17 protein-coding genes are annotated in these 17,542 nt (G+C 63.0%); 11 read left to right on the plus strand and 6 right to left on the minus strand.

Annotation, left to right across the window (positions count from 1 at the left end; translation table 11 throughout):
- Positions 1-61: 61 nt before the first annotated feature.
- From ACP7E3_RS14825 to ACP7E3_RS14840, 4 genes are read left to right on the plus strand one after another with little or no spacing between them, the layout of a single operon-like run.
- A complete protein-coding gene (locus tag ACP7E3_RS14825; RefSeq protein ID WP_411220357.1) occupies positions 62-1,093 on the plus strand; it encodes an isopenicillin N synthase family dioxygenase in 1,032 nt (343 codons plus the stop codon).
- A gap of 13 nt (positions 1,094-1,106) precedes the next feature.
- Complete coding sequence (locus tag ACP7E3_RS14830) at positions 1,107-1,901, plus strand: MetQ/NlpA family ABC transporter substrate-binding protein (RefSeq protein ID WP_232566605.1); 795 nt, start codon at positions 1,107-1,109, stop codon at positions 1,899-1,901.
- Positions 1,898-2,644, plus strand: a complete 747-nt coding sequence (locus tag ACP7E3_RS14835; RefSeq protein WP_079443584.1) for a methionine ABC transporter ATP-binding protein — start codon at positions 1,898-1,900, stop codon at positions 2,642-2,644. Before ACP7E3_RS14830 ends, ACP7E3_RS14835 begins: the two co-directional genes overlap by 4 nt.
- A complete protein-coding gene (locus tag ACP7E3_RS14840) occupies positions 2,641-3,306 on the plus strand; it encodes a methionine ABC transporter permease (protein WP_057004814.1) in 666 nt (221 codons plus the stop codon). Before ACP7E3_RS14835 ends, ACP7E3_RS14840 begins: the two co-directional genes overlap by 4 nt.
- Before the next feature lie 4 nt (positions 3,307-3,310).
- Here the strand turns inward: ACP7E3_RS14840 and ACP7E3_RS14845 are convergent, their stop codons facing one another.
- A complete protein-coding gene (locus ACP7E3_RS14845; protein ID WP_046383818.1) occupies positions 3,311-4,738 on the minus strand; it encodes a PLP-dependent aminotransferase family protein in 1,428 nt (475 codons plus the stop codon).
- Positions 4,739-4,880: 142 nt separating this feature from the next.
- Here ACP7E3_RS14845 and ACP7E3_RS14850 point away from each other — a divergent pair, with 142 nt between their 5' ends.
- The 3 genes from ACP7E3_RS14850 (at position 4,881) to ACP7E3_RS14860 (ending at position 7,658) form a co-directional block, all read left to right on the plus strand.
- Positions 4,881-5,513, plus strand: coding sequence for a LysE family translocator (locus ACP7E3_RS14850; RefSeq protein WP_046383817.1), 633 nt, complete (start codon positions 4,881-4,883; stop codon positions 5,511-5,513).
- Positions 5,514-5,595: 82 nt separating this feature from the next.
- Positions 5,596-6,654, plus strand: a complete 1,059-nt coding sequence (locus tag ACP7E3_RS14855) for a diguanylate cyclase (RefSeq protein WP_057004812.1) — start codon at positions 5,596-5,598, stop codon at positions 6,652-6,654.
- 137 nt (positions 6,655-6,791) lie between these two features.
- Positions 6,792-7,658, plus strand: coding sequence for a pirin family protein (locus tag ACP7E3_RS14860; protein ID WP_108526489.1), 867 nt, complete (start codon positions 6,792-6,794; stop codon positions 7,656-7,658).
- A gap of 200 nt (positions 7,659-7,858) precedes the next feature.
- Here ACP7E3_RS14860 and ACP7E3_RS14865 read toward each other — a convergent pair whose 3' ends face one another.
- Entirely contained in the window at positions 7,859-9,085 is a 1,227-nt protein-coding gene (locus ACP7E3_RS14865) for an MFS transporter (protein ID WP_426123535.1), read from the minus strand.
- Between the two features lie 224 nt (positions 9,086-9,309).
- Between ACP7E3_RS14865 and ACP7E3_RS14870 the strand changes: the two genes are divergently transcribed.
- On the plus strand, positions 9,310-10,755 hold the full coding sequence (locus ACP7E3_RS14870) for a mechanosensitive ion channel family protein (protein WP_057004809.1): 1,446 nt from the start codon (positions 9,310-9,312) through the stop codon (positions 10,753-10,755).
- Positions 10,756-10,760: 5 nt separating this feature from the next.
- Here ACP7E3_RS14870 and ACP7E3_RS14875 read toward each other — a convergent pair whose 3' ends face one another.
- Positions 10,761-11,198: an Rrf2 family transcriptional regulator gene (locus ACP7E3_RS14875; RefSeq protein ID WP_046383812.1), complete on the minus strand. Its 438-nt coding sequence runs from the start codon at positions 11,196-11,198 to the stop codon at positions 10,761-10,763.
- Positions 11,199-11,341: 143 nt separating this feature from the next.
- Here ACP7E3_RS14875 and ACP7E3_RS14880 point away from each other — a divergent pair, with 143 nt between their 5' ends.
- On the plus strand, positions 11,342-12,226 hold the full coding sequence (locus ACP7E3_RS14880; RefSeq protein WP_057004808.1) for an NAD(P)/FAD-dependent oxidoreductase: 885 nt from the start codon (positions 11,342-11,344) through the stop codon (positions 12,224-12,226).
- Positions 12,227-12,245: 19 nt separating this feature from the next.
- Here ACP7E3_RS14880 and gudD read toward each other — a convergent pair whose 3' ends face one another.
- The gene (gene gudD / locus ACP7E3_RS14885) at positions 12,246-13,595 is read right to left on the minus strand and encodes a glucarate dehydratase (RefSeq protein WP_426123538.1); all 1,350 of its coding nucleotides are present in this window, start codon (positions 13,593-13,595) and stop codon (positions 12,246-12,248) included.
- Between the two features lie 12 nt (positions 13,596-13,607).
- Positions 13,608-14,957 (minus strand): MFS transporter, encoded by a 1,350-nt coding sequence (locus tag ACP7E3_RS14890; protein ID WP_046383809.1) that lies wholly within the window; start codon positions 14,955-14,957, stop codon positions 13,608-13,610.
- A gap of 317 nt (positions 14,958-15,274) precedes the next feature.
- Here ACP7E3_RS14890 and ACP7E3_RS14895 point away from each other — a divergent pair, with 317 nt between their 5' ends.
- Together ACP7E3_RS14895 and ACP7E3_RS14900 are read left to right on the plus strand one after the other, a co-directional pair.
- Positions 15,275-15,976, plus strand: a complete 702-nt coding sequence (locus ACP7E3_RS14895; RefSeq protein WP_046488438.1) for a FadR/GntR family transcriptional regulator — start codon at positions 15,275-15,277, stop codon at positions 15,974-15,976.
- A 78-nt stretch (positions 15,977-16,054) separates the two neighbouring features.
- Positions 16,055-16,642: a LysE family translocator gene (locus ACP7E3_RS14900; protein WP_046383807.1), complete on the plus strand. Its 588-nt coding sequence runs from the start codon at positions 16,055-16,057 to the stop codon at positions 16,640-16,642.
- On the opposite strand, the gene ACP7E3_RS14905 is transcribed toward ACP7E3_RS14900, so the two are convergent.
- Positions 16,584-17,477, minus strand: coding sequence for an AraC family ligand binding domain-containing protein (locus tag ACP7E3_RS14905; protein WP_426123541.1), 894 nt, complete (start codon positions 17,475-17,477; stop codon positions 16,584-16,586). The genes ACP7E3_RS14900 and ACP7E3_RS14905 overlap by 59 nt on opposite strands.
- Positions 17,478-17,542 lie beyond the last annotated feature (65 nt).

A 17,542-nucleotide genomic window follows, 5' to 3' on the forward strand; every position in this document is an offset into this window, starting at 1 on the left:
CCGATTTTTAAGATCGTTTAGCTTGGTTGCTCCCCCAAGACGTTCATGGAGTGAGCCGCCGATGCTGCAATCAATCACCGCCTTGCCGCTGCTGGACCTGTCGCTGCTCGATGGCAGCCCGGCGCAGCGCAGCGCGTTTCTCGATGAGCTGCGTTTTGCCGCGCGGCATGTCGGCTTCTTCTACCTCACCGGTCACGGTATCGCCCCGGCGTTGCTGGCCGAGGTGCAGCAGCAGGCGCGGGCTTTTTTCGCCTTGCCCGAGGCAGACAAGCTGGCCGTCGGGATGATCAACTCTCCGCACTTTCGCGGCTATAACCGCGCGGCCTCGGAAATCACCCGGGGCCAGCCGGACCTGCGTGAGCAGTTCGACGTCGGTGCCGAGCGCGAACCCTTGGCCGTCGCGCAACACCCCGAGGCCTGGGCGCGCCTGCAAGGCCCCAATCAATGGCCGGCGGCGCTGCCCGAGCTCAAACCTCGGGTGTTGGCCTGGCAGCACGCGATGACCCGGATGTCGTTGCGCCTGCTGCGCGCGTTCGCCCAGGCCTTGTCCCTGCCCGAAAATGCGTTCGACGCGCTGTACGGCGACAAGCCCAACGAACATATCAAGCTGATCCGCTACCCCGGTCGCCACGCCGGGCAGAGTCGCCAGGGCGTTGGCGCGCACAAGGACTCCGGCTTCCTGAGTTTCCTGCTGCAAGACCAGCAGGCCGGTTTGCAGGTGGAAGTGGAGGAGGGGCGCTGGATCGACGCCGCGCCGCGGCCCGACACGCTGGTGGTGAATATCGGCGAATTGCTCGAGCTGGCCAGTAACGGCTATCTGCGCGCTACGGTCCACCGCGTGGTGTCGCCGCCGGTGGGCCGCGAGCGCGTGTCCCTGGCATTTTTCCTCGGCGCGCAGCTGGATGCGGTGGTGCCGGTGTACCCGCTGGCGCCCGAACTGCTGCGCGATGCCCACGGCCCCACCAGCGACCCGCGCAACCCGTTGCTGCGCGACGTCGGCTGGAACTACCTCAAGGGCCGCCTGCGCTCCCACCCGGATGTGGCCCAGCGTTTCTACGCCGACGCCACACTGCCCCATGCACTGTCCGCCTGATCAGGAGATCACTCTGTTGAAGACCTTCACACTAACCCTGGCGGCCTTGCTGAGCGCTTTCAATGTGGCGGCCGCCGATGCCTTGCGCGTCGCTGCCGACCCGATTCCCCATGCGCAAATCCTCGAATACGTGCAGAAGCTCGACCCGGACCTGAAGCTGAACATCATCGAGATCCCCAGCGGCGTGAACTCCAATGAGTTGCTGGCCCATGGCGATGTCGACGCCAATTACTTCCAGCACCTGCCGTACCTCAAGGCCCAGGAACAGGCGCTCGGCCAGGCGTTCGCGGTTGCGGCCACCGTGCATATCGAACCGTTGGGGATCTATTCGCACCGCCACACCCGCTTCGACCAGGTGCCGGACAAAGGCACCGTCGCCGTGCCGAATAACGTCACCAACCTCAGCCGCGCCCTGTACCTGTTGCAAGCCAATGGCCTGATCACCCTCAAGCCGGGCTTCAACGATGCGTCCAAGGACCAGGCCACGCCCAAGGACATTGCCGAGAACCCCAAGCACCTGAAGATCCTGGAAATCGAATCGCCGCAGATTCCCCGGGCGCTGGAGGATGTCGACCTGGCAGTGATCAATGGCAACTTCGCCCTGGAAGCCGGGCTGCAACCGGCCAAGGATGCGCTGGGGCTGGAGAAGGCTCAGGGCAACCCTTACGCAAATATTCTGGTGACCACGCCCAAACTGGCGCAGGACCCGCGCATCCAGCAACTGGCCAAAGACCTGCGCTCGCCGGCGGTGGCCAAGTTCATCAGCGAGAAATATGCCGGTTCGGTGATCCCGGTGGCGCTCGAATGATCGTCGTCGAGGGTGTCAGCAAAACCTACGCCGACGGCCAGCCGGCGGCGCTGGACAACGTGTCGTTGCAGATCGCCGATGGTTCGATCTTTGGCATCGTCGGCCGCAGCGGCGCCGGTAAAAGCACGTTGCTGCGCTGCCTTAATCTGTTGGAGCGGCCGACGTCCGGGCGCATCCTCATGGATGGCCAGGACCTGACCCGGTTAACCGGCAAGGCGCTGCGCCAGCAACGCCAGCGCATCGGCATGATCTTCCAGGGGTTCAACCTGCTGCACTCGCGCAACGTGGCGGATAACGTCGCGGTGCCGTTGGAGATTGCCGGGGTGCCCAAGGCCGAGCGCGTCGCGCGGGTGGCACAGTTGCTGGCGTTGGTTGGCTTGAGCGACAAGGCGGCGGCGTTTCCGTCGCAACTCTCCGGTGGGCAGAAGCAGCGTGTCGGCATCGCTCGCGCACTGGCCGCGCGCCCGGCGTATTTATTGTCGGATGAAGCCACCAGCGCCCTGGACCCGGAAACCACCGCTTCGATCCTGGCGCTGTTGCGCGATATCAACCGGCAACTGGGGGTGACCATCGTGTTGATCACCCATGAGCTGGACGTGGTCAAGGCGATCTGCGACAGCGCGGTTTCCCTGGCGGCGGGGCGCGTGGTGGAAAGCGGCACGCTGCTGCAACTGCAGGCCGACCCGTCCTCGCGCCTGGGCCGTGCGCTGGCGCCCAACCTGCAGGTGGTGAGGGCGGGATGAAAACCGACTGGGATGAAGTTCTCCAACTGCTGCTCAACGCCACCGGCGAAACCCTGTACATGGTGCTGCTGGCGGGGCTGTTCACCTTGTTGATCGGCCTGCCGTTGGGCGTGCTGCTGTTTATCAGCCGCGCGGGTGGGCTGTTCCCGCTGCCAAGGCTCAACCGTGCGTTGGGTGCGGTGATCAACCTCGGGCGTTCGCTGCCGTTTGTGGTGATGCTGATCGCGCTGATTCCGCTGACCCGCCTGATTGTCGGCACCACCCTGGGCAGCACGGCGGCGGTGGTGCCGATCACCATCGGTGCTTTTCCGTTTTTCGCACGCATCGTCGAGACCGCCCTGGATGACGTGGACAAGGGCCGCATCGAGGCGATCGTGGCCATGGGCGGCGATATCCGCCATGTGATTTTCAAGGTGCTGCTGCCCGAAGCCTTGCCGGCGCTGGTGGCCGGGGTCACGTTGACCCTGGTGATGCTGATCGGCTTTTCCTCCATGGCCGGGGTGATCGGCGGCGGTGGGTTGGGCGACTTGGCGATTCGCTACGGCTACCAGCGTTTCAACAACCAGATCATGGTGGTGACGGTGGTGGTGTTGGTGGTGCTCGTGCAGGGCGTGCAAAGCCTGGGGGATCGCTGCGTCAGGTCGTTGGCGCATCGCCGATGAGCCTTTATGTCGATAGTGATCGCGGCTCGCGCACAGCCTTGAGCAACAGCGTTTCGAAGGCTTGTTGCACCCCGGGCCCGTCACTGTGGGCCACATTGAAGCGCATCGAATCAGGCAGCGCCGGGTCGTAGCCGAACAATGCCCCCGGCGCCAGCACCATGTTCTGCTTCAACGCCTCCTGGGCCAACTGTTCGCCGTTCACCCCCGGCGGCAGGCGGGCCCAGATGAACATGCCGCCTTCATACGCCATCGGCAATTGGCAGCCGCAGCGCTTGAGCCATTGTTCGACACGCGCACCGGCTTCCAGCAAGCGCTGCACCATGCGCTTGCGGTGCCGGGCGTAACTGCCTTCGCTGAGCATGCGGTAGACGATCTGCTCGAACAGCTCCGAGGTCACGCCGCCGCTCATCAACTTCATATGGGTCAGGTTGGCCGCCAGTTGCGGCGCGGCCACCACGTAGCTGACGCGGGTGTTGGCGCTGAGGATTTTCGAGAAGCCCGACAGGTAGGTGACCTGGTCCAGGCCGGCGATGGTGGCCAGGCGCGGCGGCGGGTTGGGATGCAGGTCGCCGTAGAGGTCATCCTCGACGATATGGCAGTGGTACTGGCGGGTCAGTTGCAGCAGACGAAACGCCTGGCTGGGGCTGAAAGAGTGCCCGGTGGGGTTATGCAACACACTGGTGGTGAGGTACAGGCTGGGGCGATGTTCGGCCAGCAACTGTTCGAGGGCGTCGAAATCGAAGCCATCCGGGCGCCGCTCGATCGTCACCACCTTGACCCCGTGCAGGGCCAGGTTGGCGTGGAAGTTGAAGTAGCAGGGCGCGTCGAGCAGCACCGTGTCGCCGGGGCGGGCGAGCAAGCGCATGAGCATGTCCAGGCCTTGCAGGGTGTTGGGCGTGGTGATGATTTGCTCCACCGGTACCGACAACCCTTCGGCATGCAGTTTGTGTTGCAGTGCCTGGCGCAACGGCAGGAACCCGGCCGGCGTGCCCATCCCGGCAAGGCGCAGCGACGGCGCGCGCACCACGCTACGCATGGCTTGGCGAAGCGCCTCGCTGTTCAGCCACTCCTCCGGCAAATGCCCGCCACCGGGGCGCAGATCTCCATTGACGGTGACCAACGGCCGGCGTAACACGCTGAGCAAGTCCTGGGGCAACAGGTCGACCCAGCTCGTCGAGGCGGCGCGGATGATGTCTGTTGTCACAAAGTGGCCAAGGCCCTGGCTCGAGGTCAACAGGTTGCGCCCGCGCAGGCGGTCCAGCGCTTCGTTGAGGGTGAACTTGCTCACGCCCAGGGTCTGGGTCAGTTCACGCACCGACGGCAACTTGCTGCCGGGCGCCCATTCGCCGTTCTCGATGGCCTGGCTGAACGCCTCGACGATCTGTTGCACCTTGGGTGCGCCAGCCCGAAAGGCGATGGCGGATACAAACATGCGGCTTCCTTGTCTTTGCTGGTGATTTTACCGGTGAAGTAGGGCCGGATTAGGCCTTACTTTACCTGCCCTGCGCAATGCCGCGGCCCTAGACTGCCGGCTATCCGGCCACTTTCCGGCTGTCTTCCCAAGGTCCAAGGCTATGACAAGCGCGTTGACGCTCTCTTCGTTTCTCTACTTTCTGCTGTTTTGCGCCACCGTGACGTTCAGCCCCGGCCCCATGACCTTGCTGCTGTTGAGCCTGGGCTTGAAGGACGGCTTGCGCGGCTCGATCCCGGCGCAGCTCGGCGCCAGTGTGTCGTACCTGGTCTCTATCCTGATCTTTGCCGTGGGTTTCTCGGAGTTGATCAAAGGCAACCTCGCCATCACCCAGGGTATCCAGATGGTCGGCGTCGCCTACATTCTCTACCTGGCCTACAAACAGTGGACCGGCAGCGGCGTGTCCATCGACGGGGTCGTTGCCGTGGAAGGCGCACGCAGTCTGTTCGGCAAGGGCTTGCTGACCGGGTTTTCCAACCCCAAGGCGATCATTATGTTCAGCGCCGTGTTCCCACAATTCGCCGGGGCCGGGGAGCACAACTCGATGGCGGACATCGCTATCCTCGGGCTGACCTTTCTGGTGCTGCAGTTCGCCAGCGGCTGCCTGTATGGCTATTTTGGCCAGCGCATCAAGCCGGTACTGGAAAACCCCCGGCGGCGGGTCTGGTTGCAACGGATCACGGCATTGTTGTTGCTGGGCGTCGCCGGGATGCTGGCGCGGGGCTTTTCCCACTGACGGCGCTGAGCTTACAAGGGGTAGTGGCGATATGCTGTTGCCCTGATAGACTCCAGGCACCTACCCAGGATCGCACCTCACCATGCCAGCCGCCGGAGGAAATGGAGTTCCGCTCGCTACCCGCTTGTACAAAACCCGCACGTTGGGGCTGACACTTGGCTTTGCCTGCGTGGCCTTCGGCATGTCTGCGTTGAACCCACCGCTTTGGGTGTGGGCGTTGATGCTGATCAACGGCTTTGTCTGGCCGCACCTGGCTTATCAATGGGCACGCCGCACCGCCAACACATTGCGTTGCGAGCGCCACAACCTGCTGTTCGATTCGTTTTGCGGTGGCTTCTGGGTCGGTGCCATGCACTTCAACCCACTGCCCAGCGTCACCACGTTGTCGATGATGACCATGAACAATGTGGCCATCGGTGGTCCCCGTTTCATGCTGGCGGGCTGGGTGGCGCAGGCGTTGGGCGTCGGCGTGTCGCTGCTGATCTTCACCCCGGCCTTCATCGGCATGACCAGCCAGGCGCAGTTGTATGCCTGTTTACCGATCCTGATGCTGTATCCGCTGGCCCTGGGCTGGATTTGCTATCGCCAGGCGGTGTCCCTGGCCGGGCACAAGCGTGAGCTGCTGGCCCTGAGTCGCACCGACAGCTTGTCCGGCCTGCTCAACCATGGCGCGTGGAAGGACCATCTGGACATCGAGTTCCAGCGCTGCCACGGCGGGCAGCAGGGCGCGGTGATTGCCCTGATCGACATCGATCATTTCAAAGTGATCAACGACACCTACGGCCATGTCACCGGCGATCTCGTCCTGCGCCAGCTCAGTAAAGTGCTGCGCCAGAACCTGCGCGCCACCGACCTGGCCGGACGCTACGGCGGTGACGAGTTCTGCGTGATCCTGCCGGACGTGCCGCTCAACCGCGCCACGCAAGTGATGGATACCCTGCGCGATCGCTTCAATGCGCTGGCCTATGCCCAGGACCCGACCCTGCGTGTCAGCTTGAGCATCGGCCTGGCGCCTTATCGGGTCGGGCATAGCGATTCGACCAGTTGGCTCAACGATGCCGACCAGGCGTTATATGACGCCAAGAGCAGCGGGCGCAATCGGGTCAGCGCGGTGCAGGGGCCTTGGTTGAGGTCGGTCTAGTGGGACGGCGTCCCCAGCCAGCAAAAACAAACTGAGGACGTGCTGATTGTCCTATGCATAGAACGAACAACGCCGCGGTTGCCGGCTAGTCCCCAAGGCCCTTGGGACTTATGGTGTAGGCACTTTGGAGGTACACCATGAAAAAACTCATCGGCATCTACACCAGCCCCCGCGCCCACTGGGTCGGCGACGGTTTTCCGGTACGCACGCTGTTTTCCTACGACACCCTGGGCAAGCACATCAGCCCCTTCCTGTTGTTGGACCACGCGGGCCCGGCCGATTTCACCCCGACCACACAACGTCGCGGCGTCGGCCAGCACCCGCATCGCGGCTTTGAAACCGTGACCATCGTCTACGACGGCGAAGTCGAGCACCGCGACTCCACCGGGGCTGGCGGCACGATCGGCCCCGGCGACGTGCAATGGATGACCGCCGCCAAGGGCATCCTCCACGAAGAGTTCCACTCCGAAGCCTTCGCCCGTAGCGGCGGGGTGCTGGAGATGGTGCAACTGTGGGTCAACCTGCCGGCCAAGGACAAAATGGCCGACGCCGGTTACCAGACGATTGTCGACAGCGATATTCCGCTGCTGCCGCTGGCCAATGAGGCTGGCCAGCTGCGCCTGATTGCCGGTGAGTTCGCAGGCACCAAAGGCCCGGCGCGCACCTTCACGCCGATCGACGTGTGGGACCTGCGCCTCAACGCCGGCAAGGCGCTGACCCTGGACCTGCACGCCGGGCGGAACACGGCGCTGGTGATCTTGCGCGGCACGGTGCTGGTCAATGGCGCAGAAATCGCGCGCCAGGGGCAATTGGCACTGTTTGAGCGCGACGGCACGCAACTGTCTCTGGAGCCCAGCGACGACGCCAGGGTGCTGTTGCTCAGTGGCGAGCCGATCGACGAGCCGATCATCGGCCATGGTCCGTTCGTGATGAATACTGAGCAGGAAATCCATCAGGCGTTTGCTGATTTCCACTCCGGTCATTTCGGGCAGATGCAGCACTGAAAGGTTGACGCCAAGCCTAATGTGGGAGCGGGCAAGCCCCCACATGCGTAATTGCATGGACTTGACCCGTGAGGCCGAGAGTGGTCGTTATGCTGTAAACGTTCGGCGGCGATCATGAGTTCGAACCGGCAGACTCTTCTTTGCGGACATGATCCGTGTGCTTCCTTGGAAAATGCTTACAAGCCTGCCGACGCAACTTTCTATTTTCCGGCTTCTTGGTCAGCTTCGAGAATCAAGCTCGGGGATGGGCCGCGAGCCTTTGCGAACCACCACAGGGCAAATGTCCCAAGAATAGTCGTTAACACGGCCAGAATCAGGATTACGGTCTGGGTGCCCAAGGGCGCAGCTAACAAAGCCACCAGTAAACCTGCCAGAGGCTGGGACATGTTGTTCAGCAGCGTGATCACACCTACCGTCTTACCGAAGTCCTGAGGCGGTATCACCCGCTGCCGGATAGTGCGTATGTAGACGTTGAACATTTTGTCGAAGCCTGCGATCAACAGGAAACCCAGCACATAGCCGAGCAGACTCGGACTCAGGGCGCTGATGAATGCCCCCGTTGCGATCATCGAATATCCGACACCCCCGAGGACTCGCAGAGGCAGCACCACCCGAGCGAGAAGGAACAAGATCACGATTGTTGTCACCGCACCCGCCGCCTGAAGCCCTGCATAGCTATCCTTGCCGGCGCTGTACTGGCCGATCACCATGGCCGCCGAAGTTGCCAAGGTGACACCAACGATCAGGTTGACGCCTACCGCCAGAATGATGATTTTTTTCAATTCCGCCAGGCTACGGATATGCCCAAAAGCGATCCTCAAGGGCTGCAGCCAGATGTCTTGATGCTGCTCGAACACCTCTAGCGTCATACGGCTAAGACGTTGCCACGCCAGCATGCTCATGTCTGCCAGCAGGAACAATCCGGCGATCCAAAGCACCACCCAGTGCCAAGCCCAAACCTCAAGCATCAGTGCCGCCACCAGAGGCCCGAGGACCAGTCCCGCCTGGTCGGCGATCTGGGAGTAGGACAACGTCTTGGTGTAGCTGTAGTGCTGGAAGATATGCGGCATCAGCACTTCGCGAGCCATGATGCCTTGCGTGGTCAGCACCCCGCACAGTGCCGACAGCACCACTACCCAACCGATGCCACCAAAGATTCCGTAGAGCACCACCCCCAGCACACAGAGCAATGCCCGGTAGACCTGACTGATATGCAGGATCTTAATAGGCGGGTACTTGTCGCACAGCGCGCCGCACAGCGGGAACGCGAGAAATCGCGGCAGCGATTCGACGAAAAACGCTAGCCCTGCCCATGAAGCGCTATTGGTGGTCTGGAACACCACCAGCGGCACAATAAACAACAGGATCTGATCCGCCAGCCTCGATAGAAAGAGCGAGATAAAAAAGGCGAGGTAATCCTTACGCATAGGGAACTCCTTTGTGTAAGCGACGAGGCATAGCGGTCTGAAGAAACATCAGTATGAGTTTACAAGGTGTCTAGATAATCCGGCGCGCTGCAAACGCCTGGTCGGTGCTGATGCAATCAGGTGCTCAGATACGGTGCAATTTCCCACCCGCATTTTGCTCCGCGCTATACCCCCACATCCCCATTTCATGCGATCTTCTCGGCATTCACCCTGGAGTCGCCTGGATGCCCTCATTTATCGCTGATCACCCCATGTTGTGCGCCCTGGCGCTGATCTTTATCGACATCGGTGTGTGGCGCTTGATTTCCGCTGAGCTGGCCAATTGGAAGCTGGCGGCGCGGTTGGTGATTTTTGCGGTGTTCAGCGCCGTGTTGTTCAACGACGGCATGAACCCGATGCTCGTCGCGCCGTATGCCGACAACACCGCGCTGCACCTGGCCGCCACCGCGTTGCAGATCGGTTGGTGGCTGTTCGCGGCGCGGACCCTGACAGTGTTGCTCGGCGCGGTGATGATGCAGCGCGTGGGCCACACCGGTCGGCTGTTGCAGGACCTGCTGGGCGCGGTGATTTTCCTGATTGCGATCATCGCCGCCATGGCCTACGTGCTCGACCTGCCGGTCAAGGGCGTGCTCGCCACCTCCGGTGCGGTGGCGATCATCGTCGGCCTGGCGCTGCAAAGCACCCTCAGCGATGTGTTTTCCGGGATCGTGCTCAACACCACCAAGCCGTACCAGCTCGATGACTGGATTTCTATCGACGGCACCGAGGGGCGCGTCACCGATATCGATTGGCGCGCTACGCGGTTGCAGACCTCCCAGGGCAGCATGGCGGTGATCCCCAATTCGTTGGCAGCCAAGGCCAAGATCGTCAACTTTTCGCGCCCGGCGGATATGTTCGGCCTGTCGGTCAGCCTGCAAGTCAGCCCCCACGCCCGCCCGCAAACGGTGATCGAGGCGCTGGAGCGGGCGATGCAAGGGTGCCGGCCGCTGCTGGCCAAACCGGCGCCGAGCGTGGCGTTCAAAACCTCGGCCAGCGACGGCGTGGAGTATGAAATCAGCGGCTTTGTGCCGTCGATGCCGCTCAAGCGCGAAGTGCGCAACCAGCTGTACGACCTGGCTTTCCGGCACTTGCAGGCGGCGGGCGTCGGTTTGCTGTCTGCCACCGAAAGCAGCACGCCGCCGGCGCTGTCGGGGGCGCGGGCGTTGCTGGAGCGCTCGTCGATTTTCTCCACCCTGCGCCAGGAAGAGAAAGACACCTTCAGCCAGAACATGACCCTGCACAGCTACCGTGCCGGCGCGGTGATCCTGCCGGCGGGGGAGGTCAGCGATCATTTGTTTATCGTCGAATCCGGCGTGGTCTCGGTGATGCTGGACAAGGCTGGGCACATGTTCGAAGCCGGGCGCATGGGGCCGGGGGAGGTGATCGGCGAGGCTGGGATCTTGTCCGACGAGGCCACGCTGGCGGACTTTCGCGCCAAGACCTTCTGCACCCTCTATCGCATCGAGAAGGAATACCTCAAGCCGTGCCTGGATGCGCGGCATGACATCGGCGAAGCGATGAAAGCGCTGCTGGATTTCCGCATACATGCGGCGCAGACCCTGACCCAGGAAGCACCGGTGGTGCCGGTGAAGAAGGGGTTCCTGCAGTGGTTGCGCAAGCGCCGGCTGTAGTGCGATCAGGGTGCCGGGGCGAGGCGGCAACGCTCGTCGAAATCCTCGGCCAACTGCGCCAGCGTCACATCCCCCAGCCGCGCCAGTAACAGTGCCTGGGCCTGGTCGAACGCGTCGCTCAGTGCCGCGTTCACTGCCTGTTCCACCAGGCATTGCGGGTGGTCGGTGGACAGGCCGATGGCGAATATCGACGGCGTGCCCAAGGCATTGTGGATATCCAGCAAGGTGATTTCACTCAAGGGTTTGCCCAGGGTCCAGCCGCCCTGATGACCTTTTTCCGAGCGGACATAGCCTTTTTCCTTGAGCAGCCCCAGTGTGCGCCGCACCACCACCGGGTTGGTGCCGAGCATCTGCGCGATGGTCTCCGAGGTGGCGCGCGCTTCATGGCGGTCCATATGGATCAGCACGTGCAGCATGCGCGAGAGGCGGGTGTCGTTTCTCATCAAAAAACCTCAAGTCGATTCGGTCGAAAGTATCCTTCGTAACCCAAAAAGTTGCGAGACACTTGACGTGCTATTTTTACGTAACTTATGGTGTGTCGTGAAAGCGCGCGGATAACCGCGCGCACCTGACAAGGGGCACTTTCATGATGCATGACGTCATTATCGTGGGCGGCAGCTATGCCGGCTTGTCCGCCGGCCTGCAATTGGCGCGGGCGCGACGCAAGGTTCTGGTGATCGACGCGGGGCAGCGGCGCAATCGGTTTGCCGCCACCGCCCATGGCTTTCTCGGCCAGGACGGCCAGGCGCCGGACGTCATTGCCGCCGAAGGTCGTAGCCAACTGATGGAGTATCCGAGCGTCACCTGGGTGCAGGACAGCGTATTACAGGCGGCTACGGCGCCGGGCGGTTTCAGGGTGCACACGCAATACAACGGCGGATTCGAGGGGCGACGCCTGATCCTCGCCACCGGGGTGGTGGACGAATTGCCCGCCCTCGAAGGCTTGGCGGAGCGCTGGGGCAAGCACGTGTTTCATTGCCCTTACTGCCACGGCTATGAGCTGGATCAAGGCCGCATCGGTGTGTTGGCCACCTCGCCGCTGGCGATGCACCATGCGCTGATGTTGCCGGACTGGGGCACCACCACCTTGTTCACCAACGGCGTGTTCACCCCGGATGCCGAGCAACAGGCGCAGTTGGATCGGCGCGGGGTCCGCGTGGAGCGCACGGCGGTGACCCGGATCAGCGGTGAGCGCGTGGCTCTGGAACTGGCCGATGGCCGCGTGATTCAGCTGGACGGCGTATTCACGATGTCCCGCACTCGCCTCAGCCCCTTGGCCGAGCAGTTGGGCTGTGTGCTGGCCGACGGCCCCACCGGCCCGTACCTGCACACCAACGAAACCCGCCAGACCTCCGTGGCTGGCGTGTTTGCCGGTGGCGATGCGTCCCTTGCCGCCGGTTCCGTGGCGCTGGCGGTGGCCGAGGGCGTGCGCGCCGGGGTGGGCGCGCACGTTTCGTTGATCCACGGTTGAGGCTGGCCGGGATCGGCGCTCAGCGCACCAGGCACGGGCGCTTGTTATCGAAACTCCAACCGGGGATCAGAAACTGCATGGCCACGCTGTCATTGCGCGCACCCAGGCCCATGCCTTTGTAGCGTTCGTGAGCCTGGGCCACCGCGTCCATGTCGATCTCGACACCCAGTCCCGGCTTGGTAGGCACCTGGATGTGACCGTCGACAATCTGCAACGGCGCCTTGGTCAGGCGCTGGCCGTCCTGCCAGATCCAGTGAGTGTCGATCGCGGTGATGTCGCCCGGTGCGGCGGCGGCCACCTGGGTGAACATCGCCAGGGAAATATCGAAGTGATTGTTGGAATGCGAGCCCCAGGTCAGGCCCCATTCATGGCACATCTGCGCCACGCGCACCGAGCCTTGCATCGTCCAGAAGTGCGGGTCGGCGAGGGGAATGTCCACCGATTGCAACTGGATCGCGTGGCCCATTTCGCGCCAGTCGGTGGCGATCATATTGGTGGCGGTGGGCAGGCCGGTGGCGCGGCGGAATTCAGCCATGACTTCGCGGCCCGAATAGCCGTTTTCCGCGCCGCACGGGTCTTCGGCGTAGGCCAATACGTGATGCTGGTCGCGGCACAGGGCGATGGCTTCCTTGAGTGACCAGGCGCCGTTCGGGTCCAGGGTGATGCGTGCGTCGGGGAAGCGCTCGGCGAGGGCCGTGACCGCTTCGATTTCTTCGGCGCCGCGCAACACGCCGCCCTTGAGCTTGAAGTCGTTGAAGCCGTACTTGGCCTGGGCGGCTTCGGCCAGGCGCACGATGGCGTCCGGGGTCAGGGCCGGTTCATGGCGCAGGCGGCACCAATTGTCGCCATCGGCTTCGCTGCGGTAGGCCAGGTCGGTCTGCTGGCGGTCGCCGATGTAGAACAGGTAGCCGAGCATCTTCACCGCGTCGCGCTGCTGGCCTTCGCCGAGCAGGGCGGCCACCGGCACTTCAAGGAACTGGCCGAGCAGATCGAGCAGCGCCGCTTCCATCGCGGTGACGGCGTGGATGGTGATGCGCAGGTCGAACGTCTGCAGGCCGCGGCCGCCGCTGTCGCGGGCGGCAAAGGTGCGGCGCATGGCATTGAGAATGCTCTGGTACGCGCCGATCGGCTTGCCGATCACCAGGCTGCGCGCGTCTTCCAGGGTTTCGCGGATGCGTTCGCCGCCCGGTACTTCGCCCACGCCGATGTGCCCGGCGCTGTCCTTGAGAATCACGATATTGCGCGTGAAAAACGGCCCGTGGGCGCCGCTGAGGTTGAGCAGCATGCTGTCGTGGCCGGCCACCGGGATCACTTGCAGGTGGGTGACGATGGGGGCATGGCTGGCGTGGTGCTGGTGTTCTGTATTCATCAAAACGCTTCCTTATTTGCTCAAGACGGGGGCGGGGTGCAGCACGCTCGGGCTCTGGGCGCCGGGCCGGGTCTTGGCGAAGAACACCAGGATGGCCGCGAGGATCGAGGTGCCGGCCAGCCCATACAAACCACCCTGGATCGACCCGGTGGTCTGCTCCAGAAAGCCGAAGGTGGTGGGCGCGACAAACCCGCCGAGGTTGCCGATGGAGTTGATCAGCGCGATCACCGCCGCGGCGATGCGCGCATCCAGGTAGCCCTGGGGGATCGGCCAGAACAGCGACGATGCCGACTTGAACCCGATCGCCGCAAAACAGATGGCGACAAAGGCAAAGATCGGCCCGCCGGTGGTGGAGAAAAACATTCCCGCCGCGGCAATCAACAGCGCCGTGGCCACCCACGCCTGTTGGTGCTTGTACTTGCCGGCCAGGGCCGCGAACGAATACATGGCGATGATCGAAATCAGCCAGGGAATGGAATTGTAGAAACCCACCTGGATGTCACTCAGGTCGCCCATCTTCTTGATGATGCTCGGCAGCCAGAACGTGGCGGCGTAGATGGTCAGTTGGATGCAGAAATACAGGGCGCAGAACAGCATGATCTGGCGGTCCTTGAGCAGTGTGCCCAGGCTCGGCTTGACCGTCGTGGCGGCGTCACGCTCGCGTTGTTCGCGTTCGATCTCGCCCACCAGCGCGTCCTGTTCGGCGCGGCTGAGCCACTTGGCGTCATGGGGTTTGGAGTCGAGCCAGAACCACACGAAAAAGCACAACAGCACCGAGGCCATGCCTTCGATGATGTACATCCATTGCCAGCCGTGCAGGCCCAGCCCGCTGATTTGCAGCAGCACGCCGGACAGCGGGCCGGAGATCAGCGAGGCCAGGGCCGAGCCGCTGAGGAAGATCGCAATCGCCTTGCCGCGCTCCACCCCGGGCAGCCAGCGGGTGAAGTAGTAGATCACCCCCGGAAAGAACCCGGCCTCGGCCACGCCCAGCAGAAAACGCAGGATATAGAAGTGGGTTTCGTTCTGGATAAAGGCCATCAGCGTCGCGGTGATGCCCCAGGTGAACATGATGCGGGTCAGCCAGATACGCGCGCCGACTTTTTGCAGCAGCAGGTTGGAGGGCACTTCGAACAACGCATAACCGATGAAGAACAAGCCGGCGCCGAAACCGTAAGCGGCCGCGCCGATGCCCAGGTCGTGTTCCATGTGGGTGCGGACAAAGCCGATGTTGACGCGGTCGATGTAGTTGACGATGAACATGATCACGAACAGTGGCAGCACATGCTGCTTCACTTTCTTGATCGCGCGGGCCAGGACGGGGTCGAGGGCAGGCGCAGCTGTCGCAGGGTTGGAAGAGGTCACGGGGTAGAACTCCCACGGATTATTGTTGTGCGGGGATGGATTCAGGGCTGCCGGGGGTGCCTGGCAACTTGATAGACATCATACAACTGCTTTTTTCCGCGTCGCAACGTAAATTTTGGCTGTACGAGCACGCGACAGGGCTGGCGTACCTGTTTGCAGGCGCCATAGCGCATAAAATCAATCGCGCCGATACAATCGCAGGCAAATCGGCTCCCGTGAAAACGCGGCGCAGTTGTGGCGGAATTTGTTTGTTGTCATACAAGTAGGTGGTGCAAGGGGATGTTAGTATTGACTGCGCCCAACCGATGGAATGACCGATGCACAACGACACCCCCCGCAAGCGCTCCCAGGGCCTGGCCCATGACATCGTGACCACGCTGACCCAGCGCATTCTCCTCGGCCAACTGGCGCCGGGCGAGAAGCTGCCTTCCGAGTCGGCCATTGTCGGCGAGTACGGTGTCAGTCGCACGGTGGTGCGTGAGGCGCTGTCGAAGTTACAGGCGGCAGGGCTGGTGGAAACCCGGCACGGGGTGGGCACCTTTGTGCTGGCGCGGGACCAGCGCCAGGGCCTGCACCTGAACCACGACACCGCGGTCAGCGTGCGCGGCATCCTCGAGTTGCGCCTGGGCCTGGAAACCCAGGCCGCCGCCCTGGCCGCGCTGCGCCGCAGCGAGGTGCAGTTGCAGCACATGCGCGAGGCCCTCGACGACTACCAGGCCTCGCTGGCCAACAACGACAGCAGCGTCGAACCCGACGTGCGCTTCCATCAGTTGATTGCCCAGGCCACCGGCAACACCTACTTCACCGATGTGATCCAGCACCTGGGCAACTCGGTGATCCCGCGCACGCGCATCAACGCCGAAGAGCGCGGCGATACCGACCTGATGAAACTCGGCCAGTTGGCCAACCTGGAACACGAGGCGATCCTCAACGCCATCCGTCGCCAGGACCCCGACGCCGCCCGCGCCGCCATGTTGTTGCACCTGAGCAACAGCCTGGAACGCATGACCGGCGAGTAGCAGGGGCATTTTCTTCAATACCCGGCTCGCCGGGGTGTTTACCGTGGCCCCTGTTCATCACCACAACAGGGAACCGCAATGAGCTTGATCCTTTCCATGGCCGCCTTCGCGTTGGCCACCTCCATCACACCGGGCCCGGTGAATGTGGTCGCCCTCAGTTCGGGCGCGCGCTTCGGTTTTGTCGCCAGCCAGAAACACGTGTTCGGTGCCGCCACCGGCTTCACGCTATTGCTGGTGCTGATCGGCCTGGGGCTGCATGAAGTGCTGCTGCGCTGGCCCATTCTGACCCAGTTGATCCAGTGGGGCGGGGTCGCCTTCCTGCTGTACATGGCCTGGAAACTTGCGGTGGACGATGGCCGGCTGGACGCCGAAGGCACCGCAACGGCGCCGTCGATGCTCTACGGCGCGATCATGCAATGGCTGAACCCCAAAGCCTGGCTGGCCTGCGTAGCGGGCATGGGGTTGTTTGTCGCGGATGGCGACGCCCGGCAAGTGTGGCTGTTTGCGGCGCTCTACCTGGTGATCTGCTACCTGTCGGTAGCCTGCTGGGCCTACGCCGGCACGTTTTTGCGCCGTTACCTCGGCAACGCGCAGGGCGTGCGGGTGTTCAACCGTTCGATGGCCGCGTTGCTGGTGGCCAGTGTGGGTTATTTGCTGATGGCTTGAGCAAGTCGCGGTACTGCCCCGGCGTGGCGGCGAAGTGCTGCTTGAAGGTGCGCTGGAAGTGCGCCTGGTCGGCAAAGCCGGCGGCCAGGGCGACGTCGGCGATCAGTTCGCCGTTGCGCAATTGGGTGCGGGCGAACTGGATGCGCCGGTTCACCAGAAACGCATGGGGCGTCAAGCCGTAATACTGCTTGAAGGCGCGGATCAGATAAGACGGCGACAGCTCGGCCGCCAGGCAGATGTCTTCGAGTTTCAAGGCCTGGGTGCAGTGTTCGCGGATGTATTCGGCGGCGCGTTCCAGTTTGTGATTGACCTCCCGCACCGGCGTGTTCGAAGGGTTCAGGCGCTGCTGCACCTCACTGAAATAACTCACCAGCAGGCTCTGTTTTTGCAGGAGTTCGGCGTGCTCATCCAACAGCGTCCGGTACAGCTCGATCAGGCCGTTGTACAGCACCGGGTCGCGGGTATAGGGCGTATTGAACGGTCGATAACCCTGGTCGGTGCTGAAGCCCAACTGGTATTGCAGGTCCGTCAGCCAGGGCGTGTCGAGGTAGAGCATGTGATACGACCAGGGTTGGTCGTGGATCGGGTTGCACGCATGCACATCGCCGGGGTTCATCAGCACCACCGTGCCGGCGCTGATCTGGAAGGTGTCCGCGCCGTAGTGGTAATAGCTGCGCCCGGTGGTGATCGCGCCGATGGAGAAATGCTCGTGGGCGTGGCGGGTGTAGGTGACCTTGCGCCCATCGGCGATGGTCCGCGCTTCGATGAACGGCAAGCGCTCGTCGCGCCAGAAGCGCGGCGCTTGCGCGGGGTGAGTGGCGGTGTTCAGCGACATGGCGGCGGCTCCATCCCTCGGGAGATCGAGGGAGGATCATTGCACAGACTGCCGGGGCCGTCAGC

The sequence above is a fragment of the Pseudomonas sp. PSPC2-3 genome (genome assembly GCF_049898265.1).
GTDB lineage: Bacteria > Pseudomonadota > Gammaproteobacteria > Pseudomonadales > Pseudomonadaceae > Aquipseudomonas > Aquipseudomonas veronii.

Bases quoted from the DNA above. Each gene is read 5' to 3' on its own strand.
- ACP7E3_RS14900 (WP_046383807.1), top strand. From the start codon at position 16,055: ATGAGCTTGATCCTTTCCATGGCCGCCTTCGCGTTGGCCACCTCCATC.
- ACP7E3_RS14870 (WP_057004809.1), top strand. From the start codon at position 9,310: ATGCCCTCATTTATCGCTGATCACCCCATGTTGTGCGCCCTGGCGCTG.
- ACP7E3_RS14865 (WP_426123535.1), bottom strand. From the start codon at position 9,085: ATGCGTAAGGATTACCTCGCCTTTTTTATCTCGCTCTTTCTATCGAGG.
- ACP7E3_RS14880 (WP_057004808.1), top strand. From the start codon at position 11,342: ATGATGCATGACGTCATTATCGTGGGCGGCAGCTATGCCGGCTTGTCC.
- ACP7E3_RS14850 (WP_046383817.1), top strand. From the start codon at position 4,881: ATGACAAGCGCGTTGACGCTCTCTTCGTTTCTCTACTTTCTGCTGTTT.
- ACP7E3_RS14905 (WP_426123541.1), bottom strand. From the start codon at position 17,477: ATGTCGCTGAACACCGCCACTCACCCCGCGCAAGCGCCGCGCTTCTGG.
- ACP7E3_RS14825 (WP_411220357.1), top strand. From the start codon at position 62: ATGCTGCAATCAATCACCGCCTTGCCGCTGCTGGACCTGTCGCTGCTC.
- ACP7E3_RS14840 (WP_057004814.1), top strand. From the start codon at position 2,641: ATGAAAACCGACTGGGATGAAGTTCTCCAACTGCTGCTCAACGCCACC.
- ACP7E3_RS14845 (WP_046383818.1), bottom strand. From the start codon at position 4,738: ATGTTTGTATCCGCCATCGCCTTTCGGGCTGGCGCACCCAAGGTGCAA.
- ACP7E3_RS14895 (WP_046488438.1), top strand. From the start codon at position 15,275: ATGCACAACGACACCCCCCGCAAGCGCTCCCAGGGCCTGGCCCATGAC.
- ACP7E3_RS14835 (WP_079443584.1), top strand. From the start codon at position 1,898: ATGATCGTCGTCGAGGGTGTCAGCAAAACCTACGCCGACGGCCAGCCG.
- ACP7E3_RS14855 (WP_057004812.1), top strand. From the start codon at position 5,596: ATGCCAGCCGCCGGAGGAAATGGAGTTCCGCTCGCTACCCGCTTGTAC.
- ACP7E3_RS14860 (WP_108526489.1), top strand. From the start codon at position 6,792: ATGAAAAAACTCATCGGCATCTACACCAGCCCCCGCGCCCACTGGGTC.
- gudD (WP_426123538.1), bottom strand. From the start codon at position 13,595: ATGAATACAGAACACCAGCACCACGCCAGCCATGCCCCCATCGTCACC.
- ACP7E3_RS14875 (WP_046383812.1), bottom strand. From the start codon at position 11,198: ATGAGAAACGACACCCGCCTCTCGCGCATGCTGCACGTGCTGATCCAT.